This is a genomic window from Enterococcus sp. AZ040, assembly GCF_050499185.1.
GTDB lineage: Bacteria > Bacillota > Bacilli > Lactobacillales > Enterococcaceae > Enterococcus_D > Enterococcus_D entomosocium.
The window spans coordinates 3049864-3074254 of the sequence record NZ_JBMHEW010000001.1 but is presented as its reverse complement, the minus strand read 5'-3'; the positions used below and the strand labels follow the sequence as shown (position 1 = coordinate 3074254).

General features: G+C 45.0%; 21 protein-coding genes. 9 read left to right on the top strand and 12 right to left on the bottom strand.

What is annotated here, in order from left to right; genetic code table 11:
- Positions 1 to 19: 19 nt before the first annotated feature.
- Positions 20 to 1912, bottom strand: coding sequence for a M13 family metallopeptidase (locus IGK63_RS14070; protein ID WP_016612961.1), 1893 nt, complete (start codon positions 1910 to 1912; stop codon positions 20 to 22).
- Between the two features lie 140 nt (positions 1913 to 2052).
- Here IGK63_RS14070 and IGK63_RS14065 point away from each other — a divergent pair, with 140 nt between their 5' ends.
- Both IGK63_RS14065 and IGK63_RS14060 read left to right on the top strand, forming a co-directional pair.
- The gene (locus tag IGK63_RS14065; protein ID WP_005233534.1) at positions 2053 to 2592 is read left to right on the top strand and encodes a C39 family peptidase; all 540 of its coding nucleotides are present in this window, start codon (positions 2053 to 2055) and stop codon (positions 2590 to 2592) included.
- Positions 2593 to 2663: 71 nt separating this feature from the next.
- On the top strand, positions 2664 to 3629 hold the full coding sequence (locus IGK63_RS14060) for a ribose-phosphate diphosphokinase (protein WP_005233536.1): 966 nt from the start codon (positions 2664 to 2666) through the stop codon (positions 3627 to 3629).
- Between the two features lie 77 nt (positions 3630 to 3706).
- On the opposite strand, the gene IGK63_RS14055 is transcribed toward IGK63_RS14060, so the two are convergent.
- Positions 3707 to 4726 (bottom strand): LacI family DNA-binding transcriptional regulator, encoded by a 1020-nt coding sequence (locus IGK63_RS14055; protein ID WP_005227844.1) that lies wholly within the window; start codon positions 4724 to 4726, stop codon positions 3707 to 3709.
- Between the two features lie 107 nt (positions 4727 to 4833).
- Entirely contained in the window at positions 4834 to 7098 is a 2265-nt protein-coding gene (locus tag IGK63_RS14050; RefSeq protein WP_016612959.1) for a glycoside hydrolase family 65 protein, read from the bottom strand.
- A gap of 251 nt (positions 7099 to 7349) precedes the next feature.
- Here IGK63_RS14050 and IGK63_RS14045 point away from each other — a divergent pair, with 251 nt between their 5' ends.
- Together IGK63_RS14045 and IGK63_RS14040 are read left to right on the top strand one after the other, a co-directional pair.
- Positions 7350 to 9524 carry a PTS transporter subunit IIBC gene (locus IGK63_RS14045; RefSeq protein WP_429972525.1) on the top strand — a complete coding sequence of 725 codons (2175 nt, stop codon included), beginning with the start codon at positions 7350 to 7352 and terminating at the stop codon, positions 9522 to 9524.
- Positions 9525 to 9617: 93 nt separating this feature from the next.
- Entirely contained in the window at positions 9618 to 10448 is an 831-nt protein-coding gene (locus tag IGK63_RS14040; protein ID WP_016612955.1) for an endonuclease/exonuclease/phosphatase family protein, read from the top strand.
- 56 nt (positions 10449 to 10504) lie between these two features.
- Here IGK63_RS14040 and IGK63_RS14035 read toward each other — a convergent pair whose 3' ends face one another.
- From IGK63_RS14035 to IGK63_RS14005, 7 genes are all read right to left on the bottom strand, one after another.
- A complete protein-coding gene (locus IGK63_RS14035) occupies positions 10505 to 10945 on the bottom strand; it encodes a hypothetical protein (protein ID WP_005233546.1) in 441 nt (146 codons plus the stop codon).
- Positions 10938 to 11711 (bottom strand): MurR/RpiR family transcriptional regulator, encoded by a 774-nt coding sequence (locus IGK63_RS14030; RefSeq protein ID WP_016612954.1) that lies wholly within the window; start codon positions 11709 to 11711, stop codon positions 10938 to 10940. Before IGK63_RS14030 ends, IGK63_RS14035 begins: the two co-directional genes overlap by 8 nt.
- Before the next feature lie 63 nt (positions 11712 to 11774).
- Positions 11775 to 13106, bottom strand: a complete 1332-nt coding sequence (locus IGK63_RS14025; RefSeq protein WP_008379332.1) for a 6-phospho-alpha-glucosidase — start codon at positions 13104 to 13106, stop codon at positions 11775 to 11777.
- A 13-nt stretch (positions 13107 to 13119) separates the two neighbouring features.
- Positions 13120 to 14712 (bottom strand): alpha-glucoside-specific PTS transporter subunit IIBC, encoded by a 1593-nt coding sequence (locus tag IGK63_RS14020; RefSeq protein ID WP_005233553.1) that lies wholly within the window; start codon positions 14710 to 14712, stop codon positions 13120 to 13122.
- A 187-nt stretch (positions 14713 to 14899) separates the two neighbouring features.
- Positions 14900 to 15571 (bottom strand): type 1 glutamine amidotransferase, encoded by a 672-nt coding sequence (locus IGK63_RS14015; RefSeq protein WP_005233555.1) that lies wholly within the window; start codon positions 15569 to 15571, stop codon positions 14900 to 14902.
- Positions 15564 to 16913 (bottom strand): Mur ligase family protein, encoded by a 1350-nt coding sequence (locus IGK63_RS14010; RefSeq protein ID WP_005227862.1) that lies wholly within the window; start codon positions 16911 to 16913, stop codon positions 15564 to 15566. The genes IGK63_RS14015 and IGK63_RS14010 overlap by 8 nt, the downstream gene beginning before the upstream one ends.
- A 198-nt stretch (positions 16914 to 17111) precedes the next feature.
- The gene (locus IGK63_RS14005; protein WP_008379338.1) at positions 17112 to 18518 is read right to left on the bottom strand and encodes a TrkH family potassium uptake protein; all 1407 of its coding nucleotides are present in this window, start codon (positions 18516 to 18518) and stop codon (positions 17112 to 17114) included.
- A gap of 392 nt (positions 18519 to 18910) precedes the next feature.
- On the opposite strand from IGK63_RS14005, the gene IGK63_RS14000 reads away from it, so the two are divergent.
- Both IGK63_RS14000 and IGK63_RS13995 read left to right on the top strand, forming a co-directional pair.
- Positions 18911 to 19729 (top strand): Cof-type HAD-IIB family hydrolase, encoded by an 819-nt coding sequence (locus IGK63_RS14000; RefSeq protein ID WP_016612950.1) that lies wholly within the window; start codon positions 18911 to 18913, stop codon positions 19727 to 19729.
- 183 nt (positions 19730 to 19912) lie between these two features.
- On the top strand, positions 19913 to 20707 hold the full coding sequence (locus IGK63_RS13995; RefSeq protein WP_345774313.1) for an HAD family hydrolase: 795 nt from the start codon (positions 19913 to 19915) through the stop codon (positions 20705 to 20707).
- Between the two features lie 152 nt (positions 20708 to 20859).
- Here the strand turns inward: IGK63_RS13995 and IGK63_RS13990 are convergent, their stop codons facing one another.
- Complete coding sequence (locus tag IGK63_RS13990; RefSeq protein ID WP_016612946.1) at positions 20860 to 21924, bottom strand: iron-containing alcohol dehydrogenase family protein; 1065 nt, start codon at positions 21922 to 21924, stop codon at positions 20860 to 20862.
- A gap of 162 nt (positions 21925 to 22086) precedes the next feature.
- The gene (gene msrA, locus IGK63_RS13985) at positions 22087 to 22605 is read right to left on the bottom strand and encodes a peptide-methionine (S)-S-oxide reductase MsrA (protein WP_008379347.1); all 519 of its coding nucleotides are present in this window, start codon (positions 22603 to 22605) and stop codon (positions 22087 to 22089) included.
- 92 nt (positions 22606 to 22697) lie between these two features.
- Here msrA and IGK63_RS13980 point away from each other — a divergent pair, with 92 nt between their 5' ends.
- The 3 genes from IGK63_RS13980 to IGK63_RS13970 are packed head-to-tail and all read left to right on the top strand — an operon-like array spanning position 22698 to position 24283.
- The gene (locus tag IGK63_RS13980) at positions 22698 to 23219 is read left to right on the top strand and encodes an AAA family ATPase (RefSeq protein ID WP_008379349.1); all 522 of its coding nucleotides are present in this window, start codon (positions 22698 to 22700) and stop codon (positions 23217 to 23219) included.
- A gap of 2 nt (positions 23220 to 23221) precedes the next feature.
- Positions 23222 to 23647, top strand: coding sequence for a GNAT family N-acetyltransferase (locus IGK63_RS13975; RefSeq protein WP_005233566.1), 426 nt, complete (start codon positions 23222 to 23224; stop codon positions 23645 to 23647).
- Between the two features lie 54 nt (positions 23648 to 23701).
- On the top strand, positions 23702 to 24283 hold the full coding sequence (locus IGK63_RS13970; protein ID WP_008379353.1) for a GNAT family N-acetyltransferase: 582 nt from the start codon (positions 23702 to 23704) through the stop codon (positions 24281 to 24283).
- The last annotated feature ends 108 nt before the right edge of the window (positions 24284 to 24391 follow it).

Genomic DNA, 24391 nt, shown 5'->3' with positions numbered 1-24391 from the left:
AATCTGCTTGCGCTTTTGTTTACCAGATCTGCACACGATCTTCTGGTGCACGATACATAGGGTCACCAGGTTTGATATCAAAGGTTGTATAAAATTCATCGATATTTTGGACTTGGATATTGGCCCGTAGTTTAGCTGGTCCGTGGACATCGATCGCCAGTAAGAGCTGTTGGTATTGTTCTTTGGCTTTTGTACGCCAAATCTTCGCCCAATTGGTGAAGAAGTCTGTTAAAGAAACATCGCTTTCTTTTTGCGCTGCTTCTAGCGCACAGCTTAGTCCGCCTGCATCGGCGATGTTTTCAGAAACAGTCAATGTTCCGTTGACGGTACCGCCGGCAAAGGGCAGGCCATCAAACTCGTCGATCATCGCTTGAGCTAAGCGTTCAAAGTGGGCCAGATCTTCTTCTGTCCACCAATTGTTTAAATTACCATATTCATCAAATTTTGCCCCGTTGTTGTCAAAGGCGTGGGAGATCTCATGAGCAATGACCGCGCCGATCCCCCCATAATTTGCGCTGGTGGATTGTTCCAAACTATAAAAGGGCGCTTGTAAGATTGCGGCTGGGAAAACGATCACGTTCTTAAATGGGTGATAGTAGGCATTCACGGTAGCGGCGGACATTTCCCATTCCTCGCGATCCACGGGCTGCTGCCATTTTTTGAAGCCATCTTCTCGGAACAAACGATTGAAATGCAGGGCATTTGCCAGCAGACTTTTCTCTTCATCGGTATGCAATTGATCATAAATAGCAGGAACTTGATCAGGGTACCCGACATGGATGCCTAAACGATTCAATTTGATGATCGCTTTTTGGCGGGTTTCTTCACTTAACCACGTGTTGTTGCGCAAACGATCTTGGTAGACAGCAATCATTGTTTCCACCATGTGTTTGACGTCTTTTTTCGCCATTTCCCCAAAGTACTTGCGTCCATAATAATCACCGATCACTTGACTAAAATGACCCATCGTTAAGTAATAAGCCGCTTTTTGTTGGGGAGCCGCTTCATCGATCCCTGATAAGTAGCGACTGTAGGTTCCGCCTAACTGACGCAATTCTTCACTCAGATAGCTAGTATAGCGCAAGCTTTGGTTGACGATCATCCAGCCTTTCAAGAGTTCAAAATGGCTATCAGAAACAATAATGTCAAAGGCTTCAAAGTAAGCGGGTTCCGTTACGATCAGCTCTTCTGGTGTACCTGGTAAAAGGGCTGTCAAGAGTTGTGTAAAATCGATCTTGCTAGCTTGCTTTGCAAATTCCTCCAAGGAGCGAGGATTGTAGTTTTTACTATAATCCGCACTTTCTTCCGCACTGCGGACGTGAGGGGCGATCAATTTATCAAATGCGATCGCTTGCTCTACCAACGATTCCGCTTCTGCTTGGTCTTTTCCGTAAGCAACTAAAACGTTGACGGCCATCTCAAAGTAGACTTGCAGCATTTCGCCTGCTTGGGGATTTTCTGTGTAATAGGTTTTATCCGGCAAAATAGTAGCAGGCGGATAGACCGACAAAGTATTCATTTGCGCATTTTTCATGTCTGCATCGACATCCAGTTGGAAAGGCAAGGCAATGCCATCTAAAACGAAACTTGCCAGTTGCTGATTCAATTCCTCATAAGAACGCAACGCTTCGATTTTTGCTAATAGTGCATTTGCTTCAGTAGCGCCAGCTGCCTCTCGTTGGGCAAAATCGCTGGCTAAGCGGTAAAAAGCCACAGCATCCTTCATGCGGCCTTTTGGCGTAGCATGGGGATCGTGTGCCATATTTTCAAATTCTGCGATCATTAAGGAATCGATTCCGTCAACGAGATCTTGGAATCCACCCGTAGCGGGTTTATCTGCTGGAATAACAGCGGTCTCCAGCCACTCGCCATTTACATAGTCATAAAAATCATCTTTTAACAAGGTTGTCATGTCTTTCGCTCCTCTCGCTTTCTACTATTATGAAACAAAATCTGTAAGGACGCAAAGAAAAGTTTTCTAGACGAAAAAGGGTTTTGATCCAAGTAGGAGGAGAATCTAAGGTATAATAAGAAAAAAGGCAGGTGAACGAGATGGAACAAGTAGAGTGGAAAGGGATCGCCGAAGAGCGGTTTCGTCCGTATAAGCAGTGGGTCACTCCTTCAGGGTATTTATGCGGCACCTATGCGGCAGCCGTCTTTTTGGCCTACTATCAAGATTACATCGATGAAACGATCATCCCGAAAGCGTTTCGCCGAAAAAAACAGCGGGATCTGACAGTAGTGACGGAAATGCTGCGTGTGCTGATTCAGCCTCATGGGTTGCCGACGATCGCTTGGCAAGTCAGTCATGGTTTGACTCGGTTTTTCGATCAATTCCAATTGCCTTACCGCGGACGTGCGACCGTTGTTGGCGGTTGGCATCGAGCGTGCAAACGAATCGACGAAGGCAAACCGGTGATCATCGGTATTTTGAAGCCTTTAGGCAGCACATATGGCAATCATTGGGTCGTGGCTTACGCCTACGCTGAAACCGCCAGCGGAGAACGCTATTTTAAAGTTCATGACAACTGGGGCAACTACAAAAAAGTAATTCCCGCCAGTTGGGTAAACGGTACCGTCACACTTCCTTGAACGAGACGGTTAAAAAAACAGTCACTTTGTGCTAGAATAGAAGAAAACAACCACATTCATTGGAGGCAATCATGGGCGAAAGTTATAAAGATAGTTCGTTGAAAATTTTTAGTTTAAATGGAAATTTACCATTAGCAGAAAACATTGCGAAAGTTTTCGGTACAGAACTAGGGAAGTCAAAAGTGACACAGTTTAGTGATGGAGAGATTGCCATCAATATTGAAGAAAGTGTGCGGGGCGACCATATTTATATCATTCAATCGACGAATGAACCCGTCAATGATCATTATTTAGAGTTGCTGATCATGATCGATGCGATGAAACGGGCTAGTGCGAAGACCATCAATGTCGTTTTGCCTTATTACGCATATGCGCGGCAAGACCGAACCGCCAACCCGCATGAGCCGATTACTGCAAAATTGATTGCCAATATGCTGGTGGAAGCAGGGGCTTCTCGGATCTTGACGCTTGATCTGCATGCCGTCCAAGTTCAAGGATTTTTCGACATCCCAGTGGATAATCTCTTTACGATCCCATTGTTTGCCCATTATTATCGCGAACAAAAAATGACTGGTGACGACTATGTCGTTGTTTCACCAAAAAACAGCGGTGTCCAACGGACCCGTAGTTTGGCAGAATACTTAGATACAGCGATCGCGATCGTCGATCAAGATGAAGCCGATGGCGGCTATGTGATTGGTGATGTCGTTGGGAAAAAATGTATTTTAGTTGATGACATTTTAAATACCGGCCATACATTGGCAAAAGCGGCAGACTTGTTGAAGGAAGCTGGTGCCAGCGAAGTGTATGCTTGTGTGTCTCACGCCTTACTTTCGCCGCCAGCTAAAGAAATTTTGGATCAATCAGCGATTGAAAGGATTTGTGTCACCGATTCTTGTTGGACCAGCGAAGAACGCCATCCAGAAAAACTGCACTACATTTCTTGTGCTGAATTGATGGGGGAAGCCGTTCGCCGCATTCACGAAAATACACCAATGAGTCCATTGTTCCGCCTGGAAAGCAAAGAGTATAAATAAAAATATGAAAAGCACCCGCTATCCCTAGGGACAGCGGGTGCTTTTGCGTGTGGGGGAAGTGGACCAGACACAGCGGATCAGTTCAACTGGTTGCGGTTCAAGACTGTTTCTCGTTTGATCAGCTTATGTGGTACGACCAGCTGTACGCCGTTTGAATCTTCATGATTCAATTGCGCCATCAGCCGTTCGGTAGCGATTTTTCCTAAGGACAACACGTTGATATCGATACTAGTCAAATACGGATGTGTCAAAGTAGCAAAGATCGAATTGTTGAAACTGATGATGGATAAATCGTCGGGGACTTTGTAGCCATACATCGTCGCTAATTGAATGATCCGCACAGCGAACAGATCATCGATCACGACGATGGCCGTTGCTTGGGATTCTTTGATCGTTTCTTCAAACGTGACGTAATCTTCCGCTTTTTCAAAGGTCAATGCTGGATAAAAGGGGAGATTTGCCAGCATCATGGCTTTTTGGTAGCCGAAGAAACGCTCGAAATACAGATTTTCATGGGTCGTATTAGTAGCAAATAAAATCTTCGTATGCCCTTGGGCGATCAGATGCTCGGTTGCTTGCTTGCCTAACAACTGGTTGTCATTATCGACAAAAACGATTTTGTCTTCATTGCTGTATGGTTGACCAATCAAGGTAAAGGGGACTTCTTTTTCGACCAGATAATCGATGATGGGGTCTTTTTCATCGGAATAGACCAAGATAAAGCCATCTACTTGTTTTTGCAGGTGCATTCGTTCCACGTTTTTTAGTAATGTAGCAAAGTCACGGGCGGAGGCAACGGCAACCGTCATTTGATGATGGCGGGCCTCTTCATTGATGGCTTCGATCGTTTCTAAATAAAAGGGGTTTCCTAGTCGTTCTTTCGAATCAAGGGGCGGCAAGATCACGCCGATGGCACTAGATATCTGTTTGCCGAGATTTCGAGCCGCAAGATTGGGGACGTAGCCCATTTCTGCCATTACTTTGCGCACTTTCTTCTTAGTATCTTCAGAGATACTGGGATGATCGTTTACGACACGAGAAACCGTGGATGTAGCGACGCCAGCCTTTTTGGCGACATCTTTGACCGTAATGCTCACTGATTTCCCTCCTTTTTTAGCTTATAGTATCACAAAGTGTCGGCACAAGGGTAGAGCCAATCAAAAGAAAGAAGAAATGCAGACATTTCTTCTTTCAGAAGGCTTGTTTAGCTAATCGCTGTACTGATTTCGTCTTCTAAAACATAGTCTTTGCCATACACCTTGATTGGCAATGCCTCACCGCTGATTTTTTTCAAAGTCACCGTCGACTCATTGACGGAAACAAAGAGCAGACGTCCACGATAGTTGATGTGGAAGGCATAGCGGCTCCACGTTTTAGGTAAGAATGGCGCAAACCCTAAGTGGTCGTGATCGGTTTTCATTTGAGCAAAGCCTTGAACGATCGCTAACCAGCTGCCGGTCATAGAAGTGATGTGCAAGCCATCATCGGTATCATTGTTGTAATTGTCCAAATCAAGACGAGCAGTCCGCTCATACATTTCCAACGCTTTTTCTTCCATGCCTAATTCCGCTGCTAAAATCGCATGGATACTTGGAGAAAGGGAAGATTCATGCACTGTCATCGGCTCATAGAAATCAAAGTTCCGTTGTTTTTCTTCTTTGCTGAATTGATCGCCGAAGAAGTAGATCCCTTGCAAAACATCGGCTTGCTTGATAAAGCAAGAGCGCAAGATATGATCCCACGACCAATTTTGGTTCAACGGCAAATGTTTTGGATCAAGATCGGAAACGGGCATCAAGTCTTTGTCTAAGAAGGTATCATGCTGGACGAAGACTCCAAGCTCTTGGTCTTCTGGGAAGTACATATTGTCGATGATGTCTTGCCATTTGGCTTGCTCTTCGTCAGAGATCGTGACAGTCGCTTCGTCTTTGAAGGCTTCATAGCTGGCTAAGGTATAAGCTAAGACCCAAGTAGCCATTTTATTGGTGTACCAGTTGTTATTGATATTGTTTTCGTATTCGTTTGGTCCAGTGACGCCATGGATCATGTATTTTTGCTGACGTTTTGAATAGTGGACACGATCTGCCCAGAAACGTGAAATCGCGCTTAACACTTCTAATCCTTCTTTTTTCAGGTAACTTGTATCGCCAGTATAATTCGTATAGTTGTAGATGGCATAAGCGATGGCACCGTTTCGGTGGATTTCTTCGAAAGTGATCTCCCACTCATTGTGGCATTCGATCCCAGTGAAGGTCACCATTGGGTAAAGGGCACCTGCTAATCCTTGTTTTTGCGCATTGATATGGGCTTGCGGCAATTGGTTGTGACGGTATTTCAACAAGTTGCGGGTCACTTCTGGTTTTGCTAATGCCAAATACAATGGGACTGCATAGGCTTCGGTATCCCAGTAAGTCGCACCGCCATATTTTTCACCAGTAAAGCCTTTCGGTCCGATGTTCAAGCGCTCGTCTTCGCCATAATAGGTTGAAAACAATTGGAACAGGTTGAAACGAATCCCTTGTTGCGCCGCAGCATCGCCTTCAATGATCACATCGGCTAAATCCCAGCGGGCTTTCCAAGCAGCGACTTGTTCTGCACGCAACGCATCATAATCTGCTTTGTATAAAGTGCCTAATTCGGTGACTTTTGCTGGATGATCATGAGCGGGAACATCACGACTCGTAACGATCAAGACTTCTTTGATCAATGAGAAGGTGTCACCGGCTGCCCCAGAAAAGGCAAAGGTATCAGCGACGCAAAGTTCGCTTTTCACGGAATCAATCGGTGTTTGGCTATGACGCATAGCAGAAGTGACAGTAAAGCGTTCAATGTCAAAATTATTTTCTACGGTCCGAGTCGTCAAGTAATGGAAGGTTTCGGTTTGGCCATGAGCCAATTCTTCCCAGAAACGTTCGTCGTAGTTGCTGTCTTCGTTATGGACGTTATTATCTAGTTTAGAAACGACTTTGATCTCAGCGTCGCCTTCAATGATCTCAGCGTCCATCTTAATGAGGGCAAGTTCACGTTTTACGATGCTCAAGAAGCGTTCAAAAGAGAATTTTACGGTGGCGCCTGCCAAAGTGACGGTAAAGTTGCGGCGTAAAATTCCGGTTTCCATGTCTAGTTCTAAACGGAAATCACTTGGGCTGATTTTTGCTAAGTCGACTAACTGGTCGTTGACAAATAGGTCCATCGCAATAAAGTTGACCGCGTTGATCACTTTGCCAAAATACTCAGGATAGCCGTTTTTCCACCAGCCAACACGGGTTTTGTCTGGGTACCAGACACCTGCGATATAAGTACCTAAGTGATGGTCGCCGCTGTATTGTTCTTCGAAGTTGCCGCGCATTCCCATGTAGCCATTCCCGATGCTTGTTAGCGACTCTTGCAGTCGACGATTTTCTTTATCTAAGGTAGATGTCGCGATTTTCCATGGATCGATCTCGAACAATCGTTGGATTTTTTTCATGAAAGTCCCTCCAGAATCTTTTTGATATCTCTATCATAAGCGCAAACGATTGCATCGTCAAGTGAAAGTTGTTGCGTTTAAAGAATTTCCTATTAGGAAACATCGAGAAAGAGAGATTCAGTTATATAAAGGTGAAAAAGCGAATAGAATCCCTTTTGATATTTCTGGGTTTACAAAATCTTTTTTCTCCGTTAGAATGAAATTATTAAGAAACCGATTGCGTAAATCGATTCAGGGAAGGAAGAAGGAAGATGAAAAAATTATTGAGCTTCGAATTTTGGCAAAAATTCGGAAAAGCGCTAATGGTGGTTGTCGCTGTTATGCCAGCCGCTGGTTTGATGATCAGTATTGGGAAAACGATCCCAATGATTAATGCCGACTGGGCATTCTTGATCACCACAGGAGGCGTCATTGAAAACATTGGTTGGGCAATTATTGGTAACCTGCATTTATTATTTGCATTAGCTATTGGTGGTAGTTGGGCTAAAGAGCGAGCTGGTGGGGCATTTGCTGCCGGGATCGCCTTTATTTTGATCAACCGGATCACTGGTTCGATCTTTGGCGTGACGAGCGCGATGTTAACCGAAGAAGGCGCCTTTACCCATACGTTGTTTGGGACAAAGATCATGATCGACGGTTTCTTTACTAGTGTATTAGAAGCACCTGCTTTGAACATGGGTGTCTTTGTCGGAATCATCGCCGGTTTTGTGGGGGCAACAGCTTACAACAAATACTATAATTTCCGCAAATTACCGGATGCGCTTTCCTTCTTTAACGGCAAACGCTTCGTCCCTTTCGTGGTGATTGCCCGTTCAGTAGTCGTCGCATTAGTATTATCGATCGTTTGGCCTTACATTCAAGCCGGCATCAACAACTTCGGTTTATGGATCGCGCAATCACAAGAAAGTGCGCCCGTTTTAGCACCGTTCTTGTTTGGAACCTTGGAGCGGCTGCTCTTACCATTCGGGCTGCATCATATGTTGACAATCCCGATCAATTACACCGAATTAGGTGGAACCTACACAATTCTTTCTGGGGCACAAGCCGGCACCCAAGTCTTTGGACAAGACCCATTATGGCTTGCCTGGGCAACAGATCTAGTGAATATGCGCAATGCTGGCGATACGTCACAATATCAATTTTTATTGGAAAACTTTGTTCCTGCCCGCTTTAAAGTTGGACAAATGATTGGTTCATCTGGGATCTTGATGGGCTTGTCTTATGCCATGTACCGCAATGTCGATGTGGACAAACGGCACAAATATACCTCTATGTATTTATCAGCTGCCATCGCTGTCTTCTTGACAGGGGTAACAGAACCGTTGGAGTTCATGTTTATGTTTGCTGCCGTACCGCTTTACATCGTTTATGCAGTCGTACAAGGGGCGGCATTTGCGATGGCGGATATCGTCAACTTACGGGTCCATTCTTTTGGGAATATCGAGTTGTTGACCCGTACCCCAATGGCGATCAATGCCGGCTTAGGACAAGATTTGATCAACTTTGTGTTAGTGACCATCGTCTTTGGTGTCGGGATGTATTTCTTGGCAAACTTCTTGATCAAAAAATTCAACTTTGCAACACCAGGTAGAAACGGCAACTATGAAACAGAAGGGGCCAGCGATGCGCCAGCAACTGCTTCGGCGGATGGCAACTTGAACCCAGATTCGCAAGTCGTGAAAATCATTCATTTATTAGGGGGACGTGAAAATATCTCCGACGTTGATGCATGTATGACCCGTTTACGAGTTTCTGTGAAAAATCGGGAAGCGGTCGGCGATGAAAAAGCGTGGAAAGCCGCAGGGGCTTTAGGCTTGATCGTAAAAGACAACGGTGTGCAAGCAGTCTATGGACCGAAAGCAGATGTCTTAAAATCAGACATTCAAGATATCTTAGATTCTGGTGTCACGATTCCCGAACCGACTGCTAGTCAAGCACCAGCTGAAACCACTACCCATCAAAGCCAAGGCGTGACAGCTGAACTAGCTGCCGTTGCCACTGGAGAAGTGATGCCGATCACCTCTGTCAAAGACCAAGTGTTTGCGGAAAAAATGATGGGTGACGGTTATGGCGTGCGTCCAGAGCAGACGACAGTTGTCGCACCAATCAGCGGGAAAGTCACCAACATCTTCCCAACGAAACATGCGATCGGCTTGCTTTCTGATGAAGGCATCGAAGTATTGGTTCACATGGGCTTAGATACCGTTGACTTAAACGGTGCACCCTTTACGGTAGCTGTCACTGAAGGACAACCAGTGGCGGTCGGTGACAAGTTAGCGGAGATGGATCTCGCTGCAGTAAGTGCTGCTGGCAAAGACACCACCATCGTTGTAGTGTTGACCAACAGCGATCAAATCGATTCCTTTGAATTGACCCAAATCGGCAAGCAACAAGCAGCCGCAGTTGTTGGAATCGTAAAACTATAATAAAATGACAAGCGGGTCGACTCTTTTGTTGACCCGCTCTCTTTTATTTTTAAAAGGAATCGTACAAGCAAACCGAGAGAAGGAGCCTTATTCATGAAGGTATTAACATTGAACACCCATAGCTGGTTAGAAGAAAATCAGCTAGAAAAATGCAAAATGATCGCACAAGAGATTGCAACAGGCAACTATGACATCATCGCCTTGCAAGAAGTCAACCAAACGATCGCTGCTCAAACCATCGTTCCTGATGGGCTTTATTGCCCGACAGATACGCTGGTGGAAATCAAGGAGGACAATTTTGCTTTACGCCTAGTGGAAGAACTGCAACTGTTAGACTGTGACTACTATTGGTCATGGACCTACAGTCACGTAGGCTATGACATTTACCACGAAGGCAATGCCTTATTGTCCAAACAGCCCATCATTGCCAAAGAATATCTTGCTTCACAAGCCACGGATGTCTGGGATCATACCACGCGCAAAAACCTGAGCGGCGTGACTGAAGCCGATGGGCAGATCGTACAAGTCGTTAGCTGTCACTTTTCTTGGTGGCAAGACGGTAAATTTGCCTACGAGTGGCAACAGACAGAAGCATTTTTAGCAGAACGGGCAGATACCTTATTGATTCTAGGAGATTTCAACAACGATGCCGCCAGTTCTGGTCATCAACTGGTCCTTGACAGCTCCTTACAGCTGCAAGACAGCTTTTTAACGGCTACCGAAACGATTGGTGAAGCCTCTGTCGTTAAAGCCATTGATGGTTGGCAAGACAATCGAGAAGCATTGCGGATCGATTATGTTTTTGCATCTAATGACCTGCAAGCAACGGAATATGAAGTCGTTTTTGACGGAACGCGTACTCCAATCGTCAGCGATCACTTTGGAATCAAAGTGGTTTTTGCTTCAAAAACAGATCCAAACTAACATGAGCTACAGCAAAAAAGCAGCGCCAACCGGCACTGCTTTTCTTTTTGGGGAAGTTAAATCGCTGATCGAACAAGGAGGAAAAAGAATAAACTCAATAAAAGAATGAATGCTAATGCCCCATAGGTAAAACTCTTTTCGCCCCAGGTTGCGTTTTCCTCCTGACTCGAAAGACTTCTTCTTGTAAAAAAGACGAGTCCTGCGCCGATGACATTCGCTGTCAGTAACTGTTGAAAGAAGATCAGGAATAAATACTGACCCAAAAGGCCTTTTTTACTCATGGAAAACCGTTGAATAAAGTACAGGCAAGCCCCTTGCAGCAAAAGGAGACTACTTAACAAGACCCCTAAAGCGGCTAACGGTTGCGAGTTGAGGTACTGGGCAAAGGTCATCCCATGGTTGAAGGCAGTCAAGGAAAGATAAAGATAGTAAGCACCGGCGATCAAAAGCCAATAACTCAGTAAAATCAATGGAAACGCCCATTTTCGTTTAGTCATGGTTGCCCTCCTGTAAAGTGAATAATCCGTAGGAACGGATCAAATAATCAATCAAGCAGCTCAGTCCGATCAAAGACTGGCTAGGGATTTTCTTGCGACCGATTTGAAAAAAATCGCAATAATAGGTCAGGTGAAACGTTGAATGGCGAGCAAAATAATTATCTCCTGGCGCACTCAATGTCAAAACGGGAATCTGACGAATCGCAAAAGTCGTCAGATTCTCTTTGACGTTTTCTGTTTCGCCGCTGAGTGAGGCGATGATCACACAATCTTCGGCAGTGATCATCGGCATGACCATATCAAATTCCGTTTTGTTCGGCAATACGATCACTCGTTTTTCCATAGAAAGCATCATTTTGGAAAACTCCTCCAGTGCTTTCTTTTGGGAAAACCCAGTTGGGTAGCAGTAGATGGTTTTGCTGCGGTCAAACAAGCGGTTGAGGGCAGCTAAGTCTACCGTTTTTACATAGTTGAGGGTGGCGAAAATATCCTCTTGTTGCTTTTCAAAAATCGTTTTTTGCTGCGAAATCGTTGTTGCCTGTTCTTGCTGATGCCGTAGAAAATATTTGAACTCGGAATAGCCAGAAAAACCAAGTTTTTTCGTCAACCGTAAAATAGAAGACTTTGAGACGTGAACCTGCTCGGATAGCTCGACGATCCCCATAGATAGAACGGTGGCGCCGTTGGAAAGAATATAGTTCAGAATGCCACGATCAAGTTCACTTAACTCTGCTTGGTGCTGTTGAATCAAATACTGTAATTTCACAAAAACCCCTCCTTATTGATTAAGTATAGCTGAAAAGCCAGGAGGGGAGGCGAAGAACGCTGGCTAGTGTAATTCTGGCCAAAAGGCTTGATTTGCTTCGATCAATTCATCGAGTAATTCTTTGGCTACACGGGCATTTGGGACCACTTTTGAAAGAATCAGTGCTTGCCACAGCTTCTGGTAAGAACCCTCTGCCCAAGCTTCCACGACTAATTTTTCTACGGCGACTTGTTGTTCCATCAATCCTTTTTGGAAGCGAGGGATCTTGCCTTGTGTGATTGGTTCTGCCCCGTTACTGCCGACGATACAAGGCACTTCCACCATTGCCTGTTCATCAAAGTTGACGATCGCTCCTTCGTTAGGCACGATCAACAGCATCCGTTCTTGCGTGTTATAAGCAATCGCTCGTGCAAGGTCAACAATGTAGCTGGCGTGTTCATCCACTTCAAGCGTGGTGTCAGTCGCTGTCTGGTTTTCTACGATGCGTTGGCATTCACCAAAGACGTGTTTTTCGCGACCAGCCATGACTTCATTTGCCCGTGTAAAAGATGGGTTGGTGTGCGCCACTTCATCTTGAGGGAAAAAGTAATACTTCAAGTAGGTATTTGGCAAAGTGGATGGATCAACCTCGTACACTTCTTTTGCTTTGGCAAAGGTGTGCATCCAGCTGGCATCAGCATGTTGGCTCGCTTCGATTTCTTCTGGCAATGAATAGCCGTATTTTGCTACATGCGCTTGGATCTGTGGCAGCAAGTCATTGCCAGCTTTGTCTCGTATATCTGTCCACCAGCCAAAGTGATTCAAGCCATAATAGCGAACGACCAATTCTTTGCGAGAAGCTAAACCGATCGCTTGCGCCATCCGTTCTTCGATTCCCACTGGCATATCACAAATATTAATGATCTTAGCATCAGGGCGCAATTTACGAGTCGCTTCTGCGACGATCGCTGCAGGATTGGAATAATTCAACATCCATGCATCAGGGGAATATTTTTCCATGTAATCGACTAACTCCAATACACCGCCGATAGAACGCATCCCATAAGCGATCCCGCCAGGACCACAAGTTTCTTGGCCGACCACACCATATTTCAAAGGGATTTTTTCATCCTTTTCGCGCATCGCATACAAGCCAACTCGGATATGCGCCATTACAAAATCGACATCCTGAAACGCGGTTTCGGGATCAGTAGTTGCTAAAAAGCTGATTTCGGGTGCGCGTTCTTTCAATAAAATCTCGCAAGCTTGTGCCACTTTTTCTTGTCGTTCTTCCAAATTGTCGTAAAACTTGATTTGGCGAATCGGGAAACGATCCAAGTGTTCTAAAAGCATCAAGACGATTCCTGGGGTAAAGGTACTGCCGCCTCCGGCGATCACGATTGAAAATTTTTTCATTTTTGTTTCCTCCTTAGTCTGATACAGCTAATAATTTTTCGAATTGTTCTCTCACTTGTGGCACATCCAGGCCAACGATCACTTGGAAGGCGTTGCCGTTGCGAACGACACCATGGGCACCAGCGCCTTTAAAGATGTCATCTGGCAGCACTTGGTCTTGATCTTTGACGGTGATTCTTAGGCGAGTGGCACAATTAGTGACTTTATCGATATTGTCGCGACCGCCAAACCCTTCTAAGTAGACTGCGGCTTGTTCGGTGTAGCGATTGGCACCGGCAATCACTGGAGTTCCAGTGTTGGCTTGTTTTTCTTTGTAATCTTTTTTGGTGTATAGTTTGACTTCGCTATTGTTTTCTTCCCGTCCTGGTGTGGCTAACTTAAATTTGAGGATCAAGAAGCGGAAAACAAGGAAATAAAGCGCAGTAAAGGCTAACCCAATCACCAACTGCGTGAAGATCATACTGCGATGATTTTGAAATAGCGGAATCCAGACCTTCGCTAACAGATCGATCAAGCCGCCCCCCATATCTCCAACGACCCCGAAGGCAAACATCGTTGCCGCCATGGTCGCTGCTAAAACAGCGTGCACCGCAAAGAGGGGTGGTGAGATAAAGAGGAAGGTGAATTCCAATGGCTCAGTGATACCAGCTAAAACGGCAGTTAAAGTGGCAGGGATCAAAATCGCTAAGACTTTCTTTTTATTCTCAGGCTTGGCTGTGAAATAAAAAGCAGCAGCGATCCCCGGTGCAGCAAAGATCTTAGAATTGCCATGTAAAGCAAAGCCCCCTTCAGGGAAAAGCTCTTTCAATGGTCTGGTGGATTGGGCAAATTCTTGTAAATGTGCCATCCAGTATTTGGAGATTCCTTCTTCGACGACAGCAGGACCAAAAACAAAGGGGGTATACACGAAATGATGGAGACCTGTGGGGATCAATATTCGCTCTAAGAAAGTATAGAGCCAGACCCCAAAGACCCCAGCACTTGCTAGAAACCCTTGCATGGACCCAATGCCAGCTTGGACTTTCGGCCAAATCAATGCAATCAAGAAAGCGACTGGCAACATCAAAAAGAATCCAAGGATCACGACAAAGGAAGAGCCTTGGAAGATTCCGAGAAAATCAGGCAGCTTCGTATCGAAAAACTTGTTGTGAAGATAGACGACGATCGCCGAAATAAAAATTGCTCCGATAATACCAGTATCTAATGTTTTGATGCCGGCGATCATTTTCAAGCCACTCTCACCGCCGGGATCAGCTGCAAAGTTGACACCGAAGAAGTGACCAAAGTACTCGATCATGCCAGAAATAAAATAATTACAAGTAATATAGACGACAAAGGCTTCCATTGCCGCTCGCGCATTGGCTTTTTTTGCGAGACCGATCGGTAATCCAATAACAAATAGTAATTCCATTTGGTTGAAGACCGTCCATGCACCGTTTTCAATGATCGTCCAAATGTTGAACCAAGTAGAGCCTTCAGTGGCGATGCTCCCCACAAGCATCGGATTTTTAAAGATAATACACAGCGCGACCATGATCCCCGAAAATGAAAACAAGAGGACCGGGGTAAACATCGCACCGCCAAACCGCTGAACTTTTTCCATCATAATTTCTTAACATCTCCTTTCAATTTTTACTACAACCTCAGTATAGAAAAGAAAGATAGCGGTTACAATAAAGTGAGGCGGCATAGGAACGTAGAAGCAAACAAAGAGAAAAGGCAGCAACTGCGGGGAAATTTCCCATAAAAAAACAAACCTGCGAAAAACAGGTTTGTTTGCTAAGTACGTGTATTTAAATTTCGACGTTGCCATAACGATTGGCAAGGGCGGTGCGGATCAAGCGCTCTGCCAAATGCTCATTTCTTGCGAGAAGCGGTCCGTGGAAGTAAGAGCCGAACACATTGCGGTAAACCACGCCTTCGGTTTGGTCTTCGCCATTGTTTCCTTGTCCTTGGATGACTTTCCCCAATGGTTTTTCCCCTTTACCTAAGAAAGTACGGCCATTATGGTTTTCAAAGCCATAATAGGTCTCATCGAATTCTTCATTGTGGATCACGATGTCACCGATGAACCGGTTGTTTTCCTGGCTTAAGGTGTAATGATCCAAGGCACCGATCCCCTTGATTTTCTCGCCGTTGGCACCGATGTAGTAATGACCCAGCAATTGATAGCCGCCGCAAATTGCCAGCATCACGCCATCATTTTCGATATAGCTGGTCAGGGCTTCTTTTTTTGATTGGATATCTTGTGAAACGATCACTTGTTCAAAATCTTGCCCGCCACCGAAGAAGACGAGATCATATTTTTCAGGATCGAAGGGCTCGTGAATGCTGACGACTTCTGCGTTGAAGGTCACGCCTAGTTTTTCGGCCACGTAGCGCAGCATCAAGAGATTGCCATTGTCGCCATAAGTATTCAAAAGATTTCCATACAAGTGGGCAACATTCAGTTGATACTTAGTCACGACTCATTCCTCCTTTGATATAGCCTTTTTCCGCAAGCTTTTTGCGTAGCTGCAGGACTGCAGTGTAAGTCGCTAAAATATAGACTTTTTCTGTTGGTAAGTCTGCAATTTGCTTGATGACGTCATCAAGTTCAGGGGTTTCAATGATTTTCTCTTCAGGGATCCCCGCAACTTTTAACCGCAACGCCATATCTTTGTGACGATCACCACCAGCGATCACTTGAGGAATCCCCATATCGGCAAACGCTTCATGGTCGCCATCCCAAATCCAGCTGACGTCGATCCCATCTGCGTAGTTGGCATTCAACAAGCTGACTAGTGAGAAAGGATAGGGCGACAGGCCGATCATATCGATGACTTGGTTCAAACCAACAGGGTTTTTAACTAAGACTAACGTACATTCTTTGTCCCCGATGCGGATCACTTCTTGGCGGCCAAAGACTTTTTCGTCATAGGCCAAACCAGATTTGATTTTTGCAGGTGCTACGCCATAATATTCCGCAACCGCAGTTGCCGCCAGCGCATTGTAGACATTGTACATCCCACCAACTTCGATGCGATAGTCATTGCCATCGATCACAAAATCAGCAGAGGTGTTGTCCATTGCGGTCATTTCCGTCAGTTTATAATCCAATTCTGGTCGATGGAAGCCGCAATTTGGGCAGTAGTATTTCCCAAGATTGGCATAGGTGATCATTTTATAATGCAAAATGTGATGACACTCAGGACACAACACGCCATCCGTATTGTAATGGGCCATCTGCTCTTCATCTGGCAAATGATCAAATCCATAGTATTTCCGCGGATTGACAGTTGCCACCGAATTGAACAGTGGCGAATCCCCATTGCAGAGGATCGTTGCTTCCGGTGAGTTTGCCGCACCTTCAACGATCATTTTATAGGTCGTATAGATCTCGCCATAACGGTCCATTTGATCGCGGAAAATATTGGTGAAAACGAACAATTCCGGTTTGATGTACTTCGTTACTTTGCTGAGACTGGCTTCATCGATTTCTAAAACCGCAAATTTTTTGCCTTTTTTAGGGCGTGCCGATAGAAAGGTTGAAACGATCCCTTGGACCATATTGGCGCCGGTGGGGTTCGTTAATACTTCATCAAATTCTTGGCGCAAAATATTGACAGTCAAGGCAGTCGTCAATGTTTTGCCGTTGGTGCCTGTGATCACGACGACTTGGTAATCTTTCGCCAAATGATCTAATATATGTGGATCAACTTTTAATGCTAATTTACCAGGCAGGCTTGAGCCACCTTTGAAAAAGTTCTTTAATACCCATTGAGAGGTCTTACCGACTGAAACAGCCAGATGACTTCGTATTCCCATAATGTAACCCTCCATTAGAGCGAATGCTTTCGTTGTGCAAATTCAATTTATCATACCATATACCAAGAAAAAGGTTAAATTGCTTTTGCGATTCTTTAAATTTCTACAAAGACCATGTTGATAAACGGCTCTTTCACTTGCGATGATCAACAAATTGAAAAGCAAAACAGCAAACCTTCTGCCAGGTTTGCTGCTGCTTTAACCGATAATGATTTTTTCCGTTGGGTACTCGTAGCCTAAGTCACGTGTTTCTTTTGGTACGAATAACATCAAGGTGTACAGCATACCGACACGGCCGATAAACATCAAAAGAGCAATCACGAGTTTGCCGATGGTTGATAAATCGCCCGTGATTCCTAAAGAAAGCCCTGTGGTTCCAAAGGCCGAGGAAACTTCAACAATGATGGCGATCAAAGGGATATCCTCGATGGCGGTCAAGAATAAGACACAAAAGAAGCACATGCCCATCGAAAGCATGAAGACCACCACTGATTTACGGACGTCATCTTGATCGATCCGGCGACCGAAGATATTGATATTGTCCTCACTTTTCAAGAAGGCATAGAGGTACAGCCCAATGATGGCAATGGTCGTCGTCCGAATCCCCCCACCAACAGAGCTGGGACTACAACCAATAAACATCAGCAAGGAGAAAACGATCAACGTCGTGGTTTGGAAGTTGCCTAAGTCATGGATCTGCAGGCCAGCATTCCGCGTTGTCATGGAATAAAACATGCTGTTCATCCACATACCACTAAAGCTGTAATCTTTGAATAAATAATCTTTCTCAAGGAAAAAGATCGCTAATGTACCGCCGACAAAGAGGATCACGAAAGCCAAAACAGCAATTTTTGTGAATAAAGAAAAGCGAAACGGCAAGCGGCGGCGTTGTTTTTTCATTTTAAAAAGGACCCATTCCCGAAAGTCCATGATCACTGGAAATCCGATCCCCCCGATAAAAATCAAAATCATGATACACGTCAGGAAGAAATAATCATGGGAAAACGGCAAGATGGAATTGCCCGTCACATCAAACCCTGAGTTGGTCACAGCAGAGATCGCTTGATAAAACCCATAAAAGATCGCGTCACGCCAATTGTCATAATACCCGTAAAGATGAAAATAAACAGCGAAGATCGTACCTGCTACCAACTGACAAACTAAAATGATGGTAAACGTCGTTCGAATCATCCGAACGATCCCGCTAAGCTTTGGCTGGTTCATATCTGTCATGATCAATTGGCGCTGCTTTAAACTGATTTTGCGCCGTGAAACGATCGCAAAAAAGGTCGAGATCATCATGATCCCTAAACCACCAACTTGAAAGAGGACTTCCAATAAAATGACCCCGCGGTCGTTAAATACGTCATTGATCGGGAAGGTAGTCAACCCTGTGACACTGACCGTGCTGACCGCCATAAAGAACAGATCGATAAACGCGACATGAGAGCCCGGTTCCCGAAAGAAGGGAAGTGAAAAAAGCCCCAAAGAGACCACCGTCATCACGATATAATAAAAAACAATCACTTGGATTGAAGATACATTCTGGGAAATAAACGTCTTGCTCCTGCGCTGCGTCAAGCGAGCAAAGCGGGTAAAGTTCATAACAAAAACCCCTCACTAATTAAACTATCCCCAGTATACCAAAGAACCAAGTAGATTTGAAAGAAAGCAGGATAGAATTTATGTGGGGCAGAAATTGCGCAAGGAAACGTTTCTGGAGTGATTCTTTTCATTCGGGCAAAGGAGCCGCCAATCAATCCTTGTGTTTGGCAGCGATGGTCTGCCTTTGAATGATCTTCAATCATTGTAAGGATTTTTGAAAAGGTAGGCACGATTGAATGGTGTAAAGCAGTAGTCTCTTTTTTTGAGAGGCACTATCCCTTCAATCGATTTTTTAGCAAGAAAAAGGATGCGGAAGTTGTATATACATGTTAAAATAATAATGTAAGAAAAACGCTTTCTTTAATAAAGAAAGCCAGAATGGAGAGAAGTAGATGAATGCCAACCCTTATGATATCAAGTTAGTAGCTGTCGATATGGATGGAACCTTTATGCGCACGGATTATACGTATGATGTTCCCCGCTTCAAGGCCGTGTTGGCCCGCATGAAAGCAGTCGGCTGTCAGTTTGTCGTTGCCAGCGGCAATCAGTATTACCAGTTGCGGGCTCAATTTCCCGGCTATGATCACGAGCTGAGTTTTGTTGCAGAAAACGGAGCACTTGTCAAAGACAAAGAAACAGTGCTTTTTGCAGCGGACATTCCCCGAGAAACGGTTTTCGCAACCTTAGATTTATGTAAAAAATACCCCGAAGTTAAAAATGTAATGTGTGGGCTCAATAGTGCTTATTGTGAACGGGGAACGGTCAGTGATGCTTTTTTTGAATTAACAAATAAGTATTACCACAAATTGCAATGGGTCGATGACTTTGCCCAAGTAGAGGACACGATCCTGAAATTTGCCCCAACCGTTCCTGTCGAAAAAACGGCCTATTATTCGGAACTATTTCAAAAAGAACTAGCTGGTTTGCTAGTGCCAACAGGCAGTGGGCATGGTTCCGTGGATCTGATCGTGCCTAACTGCCACAAAGCATCAGGATTGGCACGCTTGGTAGAGCGATGGGGGATCACTCCTGAGCAATGTGTCGCTTTTGGCGATGGCGGCAATGATTTGGAAATGTTAGCCTATTGCCAGAGAGGCTATGCGATGGACAATGCGCCAGAAAACGTCAAAGCCGTTGCCACCGCTGTCTGTCCCTCAAATGATGAGGATGGAGTATTAGTCACATTGGATCAGCTGTTCCCGATAGTCTAGGCGTTCTTTAAGATTCTTAAAAATAGGTAAGTATTCCGATCAATTTTCACGATTTCAGAAGAAAACGCTGGCAATTTATGAGAAGATAAAAGAAATAAAAGATAATAGCGACGATCCGCACGGAACAATAGAGAGAAAAGCGCATCAATTTTTTTGAAAATCGAGACGGAAATGGGGAAGATCATGAAGAACGTGAAAATTATTTTTTTTGATGTTGATGGCACACTGATCGACATGAGCAAAAAGCAAATCTCTAAAAGAATGTTAGCCACATTAAAAGCCTTGAAGAAGCAAGGGATCCTGTTGTGCATTGCGACTGGCAGAAGTCCCATCGCGTTGCCGCAATTTGAAGGCGTGACCTTCGATGCGTTTTTGACCTTTAACGGATCGTATTGTTTTAATCAAGCAGAGGGGATCCACCAAAACCCCATTCCTAAAAAAGATGTTCACCAAATCATAGAAAATGCGACGGCGCTCAAGCGTCCAGTAGCAATCGCAACGAAGGATCGTACCGTTGCCAATGGCAAAGATGCTGATTTAGTTGAGTATTTTTCCTTTGCTCACCAAGAAGTGATCGTGGCAGAAGATTTTGAAGAGTTGATCCAACAGCAAGACATTTTCCAAGTGATGTTAGGTTCAGGGAAAGAAGACTACGCCAAAGTGATGGCAAATACTACAGAGGCGAAAATCACCGCCTGGTGGGATCGGGCAGTCGATATTATTCCAGCCAGCAGCGGGAAAGGAAGCGGCATTGCCAAAATGCTGGCTTACTATGGCTTGGATAAATCCGAAGCCATTGCCTTTGGGGATGGCAACAATGATATTGAGATGCTGGAGGCAGTCGGCTGGGGTCTAGCAATGGCCAATGCTTCGGATGAGTTAAAAGCGATCGCCGACGAAGTGATTGGTCACGTAGCCGAGGAAGGCATTTATCAATACTGCTTAGAAAACGGGTTGCTGGGTGAAGCCGTGCAGTGATGGGCAATGCGTCAGTTGCTGTTGCCCGCTAAGAACATGCGCAGCCAGGATCGCTACTGCGTGTCAGTTTGATCAAATAAAAAAACTGTTTCCGAAATGCATTAGGGAAACAGTTTTTTATTGATATAAAGTTGTTTAGCAATTTGTACGGTTTACAGCGCCTCTACTGCTTCGATCGCCTGATAGACTTTTTCGGGTGTGATCGCAGGATCAATCAAAATAAAGGTTTCTTCTTCCTTGACAGCATAGGTCAGAACCGAGGCGAAGTAATCCCGATCAAGGCGTGTCACGTGGAGATCCTTCAGCTTCATCGGCAAGTGCAAAGCTTCGTAAAACGGCCGTAATTCTTCAATCACATCAAAATCATTGGTATAGGCAAGCTGGACCCAAATGCAGTAGGCGACTTTATTGCCGTGCAAGACACTATGGGTCTCATTCAAATAAGACAAGCCGTCATGCAGCGCATGCGCACCGGACGTGCGGCCAAACTCTACTGCAAAACCGCCAACTTCGCCTGCCAAAGCAATGATCGCGTCGGTGATGCGGGCAAAGGCGGGTGTCAGCTGCCCAGCTTCTAGGTCTTTGACAGCTTGGATCGCATCGGCAATCAGCAAGTTTTTGATCAAAAGAGCGCTTTGGAAACCTAGCCGTACTAAGGCAGTCTTGTCGTCTTCTGCCATGTTGCGGACGATGGCTTCCATTTCATAATATTTGGCTAAGGTATCAGCGATCCCTGCGATAAAGTAATCAACAGGTGTGGCTAGTAAAAAACGGGTGTCGACGATCGTCATGTAGGCACCTTTTTTGGCATAGTCGATTTTACAAATCGTATGATCGGGGTAATAGGCGACGATCACCGGGGTAAAGGGCGCACAGTTGGAAACCAATGTAGGGATCACGATCAGCTCTGCGCCAAGGGTTTGGGCGGTGATTTTTGCTGTATCAGCGACCTTGCCGCCGCCGATTGCCACCACGGCATCTGCTTGCTGGATCGCTTCAGCTAAGGTTTGCGCATTTTCATAACTCGATGATCCATCGTAGCGGTAGATCGGGTAGTCAAATGAATGAGGGTAATAGTTCGAAAACACATCGAATGACTGCTCCCCAGTAATTACTGCTACCTCTTGGAACTCTCGTAAATACTCCGGCAAATCAATTAAGACCCCATCGCCCGTAATATAACGGTTTGGACCTGGACGGACTTCATTAGCTAACATCAAACAAACACTCCTTTATAATCGTCAGAATTTTCTAATCAGTGTAGCGCGAAAATGCCCTGACTGTCAATTTCCTTTTTGGGAAAAAACAGAAAACAGCCGATCTGCTGACGAGGCAGATCGGCTGTTAGTGATGAATTGTAAGGAACGTTCCCCAAAATGTTAAGCCCAGTTTTGGCGAATAAAGCCGGCTCGACCGGAGCCTTCGCTATAAGCATTGTAATGGGCTGCATTTTTTTTGTAAAAATCTTGATGATAATCTTCTGCAGGATAAAAAGGTTCTGCTGGTTCGATCTTCGTTACGATCGGACGGTCAAAGCGGCCGCTAGCTTGCAACTGCGCCTTTGATTTTTCCGCAATCGCTTTTTGTTCTTCACTATTGTAAAAAATCACTGGACGATAGGAATCACCACGGTCGGCAAACTGACCAAACGCATCCGTGGGGTCTGTCTGCTGCCAATAGATGGCAACTAATTCTTCATAAGAGATGACTTCAGGATCAAAGGTGATTTCAACTGCTTCGGTGTGACCGGTGGTACCTGTCGTTACTTGTTGGTAGGTTGGGTTAGGGACATGGCCGCCAGTAAAGCCCGAAACCACTTTGAGGATGCCTGGCTGTGAATCAAAAGGCTTCACCATGCACCAAAAACAACCACCAGCAAAAATTGCCGTATCATTCATAGGTATTCCTCCTTTGCTTCTATGGTATGCTTCTAGTAGAGAAAAACAAGAGATATGCTTAGATAACTTACTAACGAAGAAAGGAACCGCCCATGGAAAGCATGTTAATTTTACTACGGGGGAATTCTGGCAGCGGAAAAACCACTATTGCCAAAGCTGTTCAGCACGTTTTTGGGGAAGAGGCAGTGCTGATTTCACAAGATGTTTTTCGGCGAGAAATTTTTTGTGTCAAAGATACCCCTAATAATTTAGCCAGCGGTTTGATGAAAGAAGCTGTCCTATATGCGAAGGGGAAAGTGCCGATGATACTTGTTGAGGGGATTTATTCTCGTGAAAAATACCAAGACTTTCTCGACTTTCTAATGAAACTCTTTCCCCAAAAAAAGCTAGTTTATTATTTTGATCTTTCTTTCGAGGAAACGGTCAAAAGACATCAGACCCGAATGCAGCGAGACTATTTTTCCGAGGAAGCGATGCGTAAATGGTGGCTTGAGCGAGACTTGCTTTTCCCAAAAGGATCTTCAGAGGAAAGACTGATCAAAGAAGGCCTAACGATAGCAGAAACGGTCGATCAGATCATCGCAGATTATCAAGAAACAAGAAGGAGTGATTGAATATGGCGCGAATCATTGAACAAGGAACAGACCAAGAATTGGCTGCGTTAGAAACAGCATTAACAGCATACACAAAGCATCAAAAACCATTTACACAAACAGAGACCTATCAGAACTTTAGCAGTGTAATCAAAAAAGAGGGTGTGGTGATTGCTGGCGGTATTGCCTACGCCTCAATGTATCATATCGGCTATCTTGACACCCTGTGGGTCAAAGCATCCGAGCGGGGAAAAGGGTATGGCAAACAGATTCTTACGGATCTTGAACAGCAGTTGAAAGCATTTGGCTGTGAAAATTGCCAGACGGCGACTTTTGATTTCCAAGCACCAGATTTTTATCAGCGAGTGGGCTATGAAGAAATCGGGAGAATCGCCCATACGCAAAATCAGCTAACAGAAATTTTTCTAGTAAAGAAATTACGTGATTGAATCCCAAAGAAACCGTTGAACAAGGACGAAACCAAGGAAAGAGAGGCACAACCAATGTTAGATAAATCAATTCCATATGCAGAAATCTGGATGAAGCGAGCACACAAAAGCACACCGATCCAGCCCATTCAATCCGATAACTATTCGCTACGCAGCTACCAAGCAGGAGACGAAAGGCACTGGGCACGGATCGAAACATCCGTCGGAGAGTTTGACAATGAGGAAGAGGCATTGGCGTATTTTGAAAAAGAATTTATGCCCGAGCAAGCACAGCTAGGACAGCGAATGTTTTTTGCCCTTGATCAAACAGGTACACCGGTCGGCACGGCTACCGCTTGGAAAAAAGCCAAGCAAGACGGTACACCGGTTCCGCTAGTCCATTGGGTAGCAGTAATGCCGCAAGCTCAACGTCAAGGGATCGCTCGCGGCTTGGTCACGCAAGTCGTTTCTGTCTTAGAGGCAGCCAACGAGCCGATGTATCTTCATACGCAAACGTGGAGCCACGCAGCAATCAAGCTCTACCAGCAGCTCGGTTTTGTGATCATTGCAACGGATATCAATGGGAATGAAAATCCAGAATATCCACTGGCTTGTCAAGTATTGGCAGAAGTGGCCAGAAAAGCCAGAAATGATTAAGAAGTACCGGCAGCAAAAAATCCGTTAACTTTTCGTAAAACTCTTGCGTAAAAGGCGGCGTGTGTCGAATTTAAGTCTGTAAAAATTCTCCTTTTTCAAGTATAATAC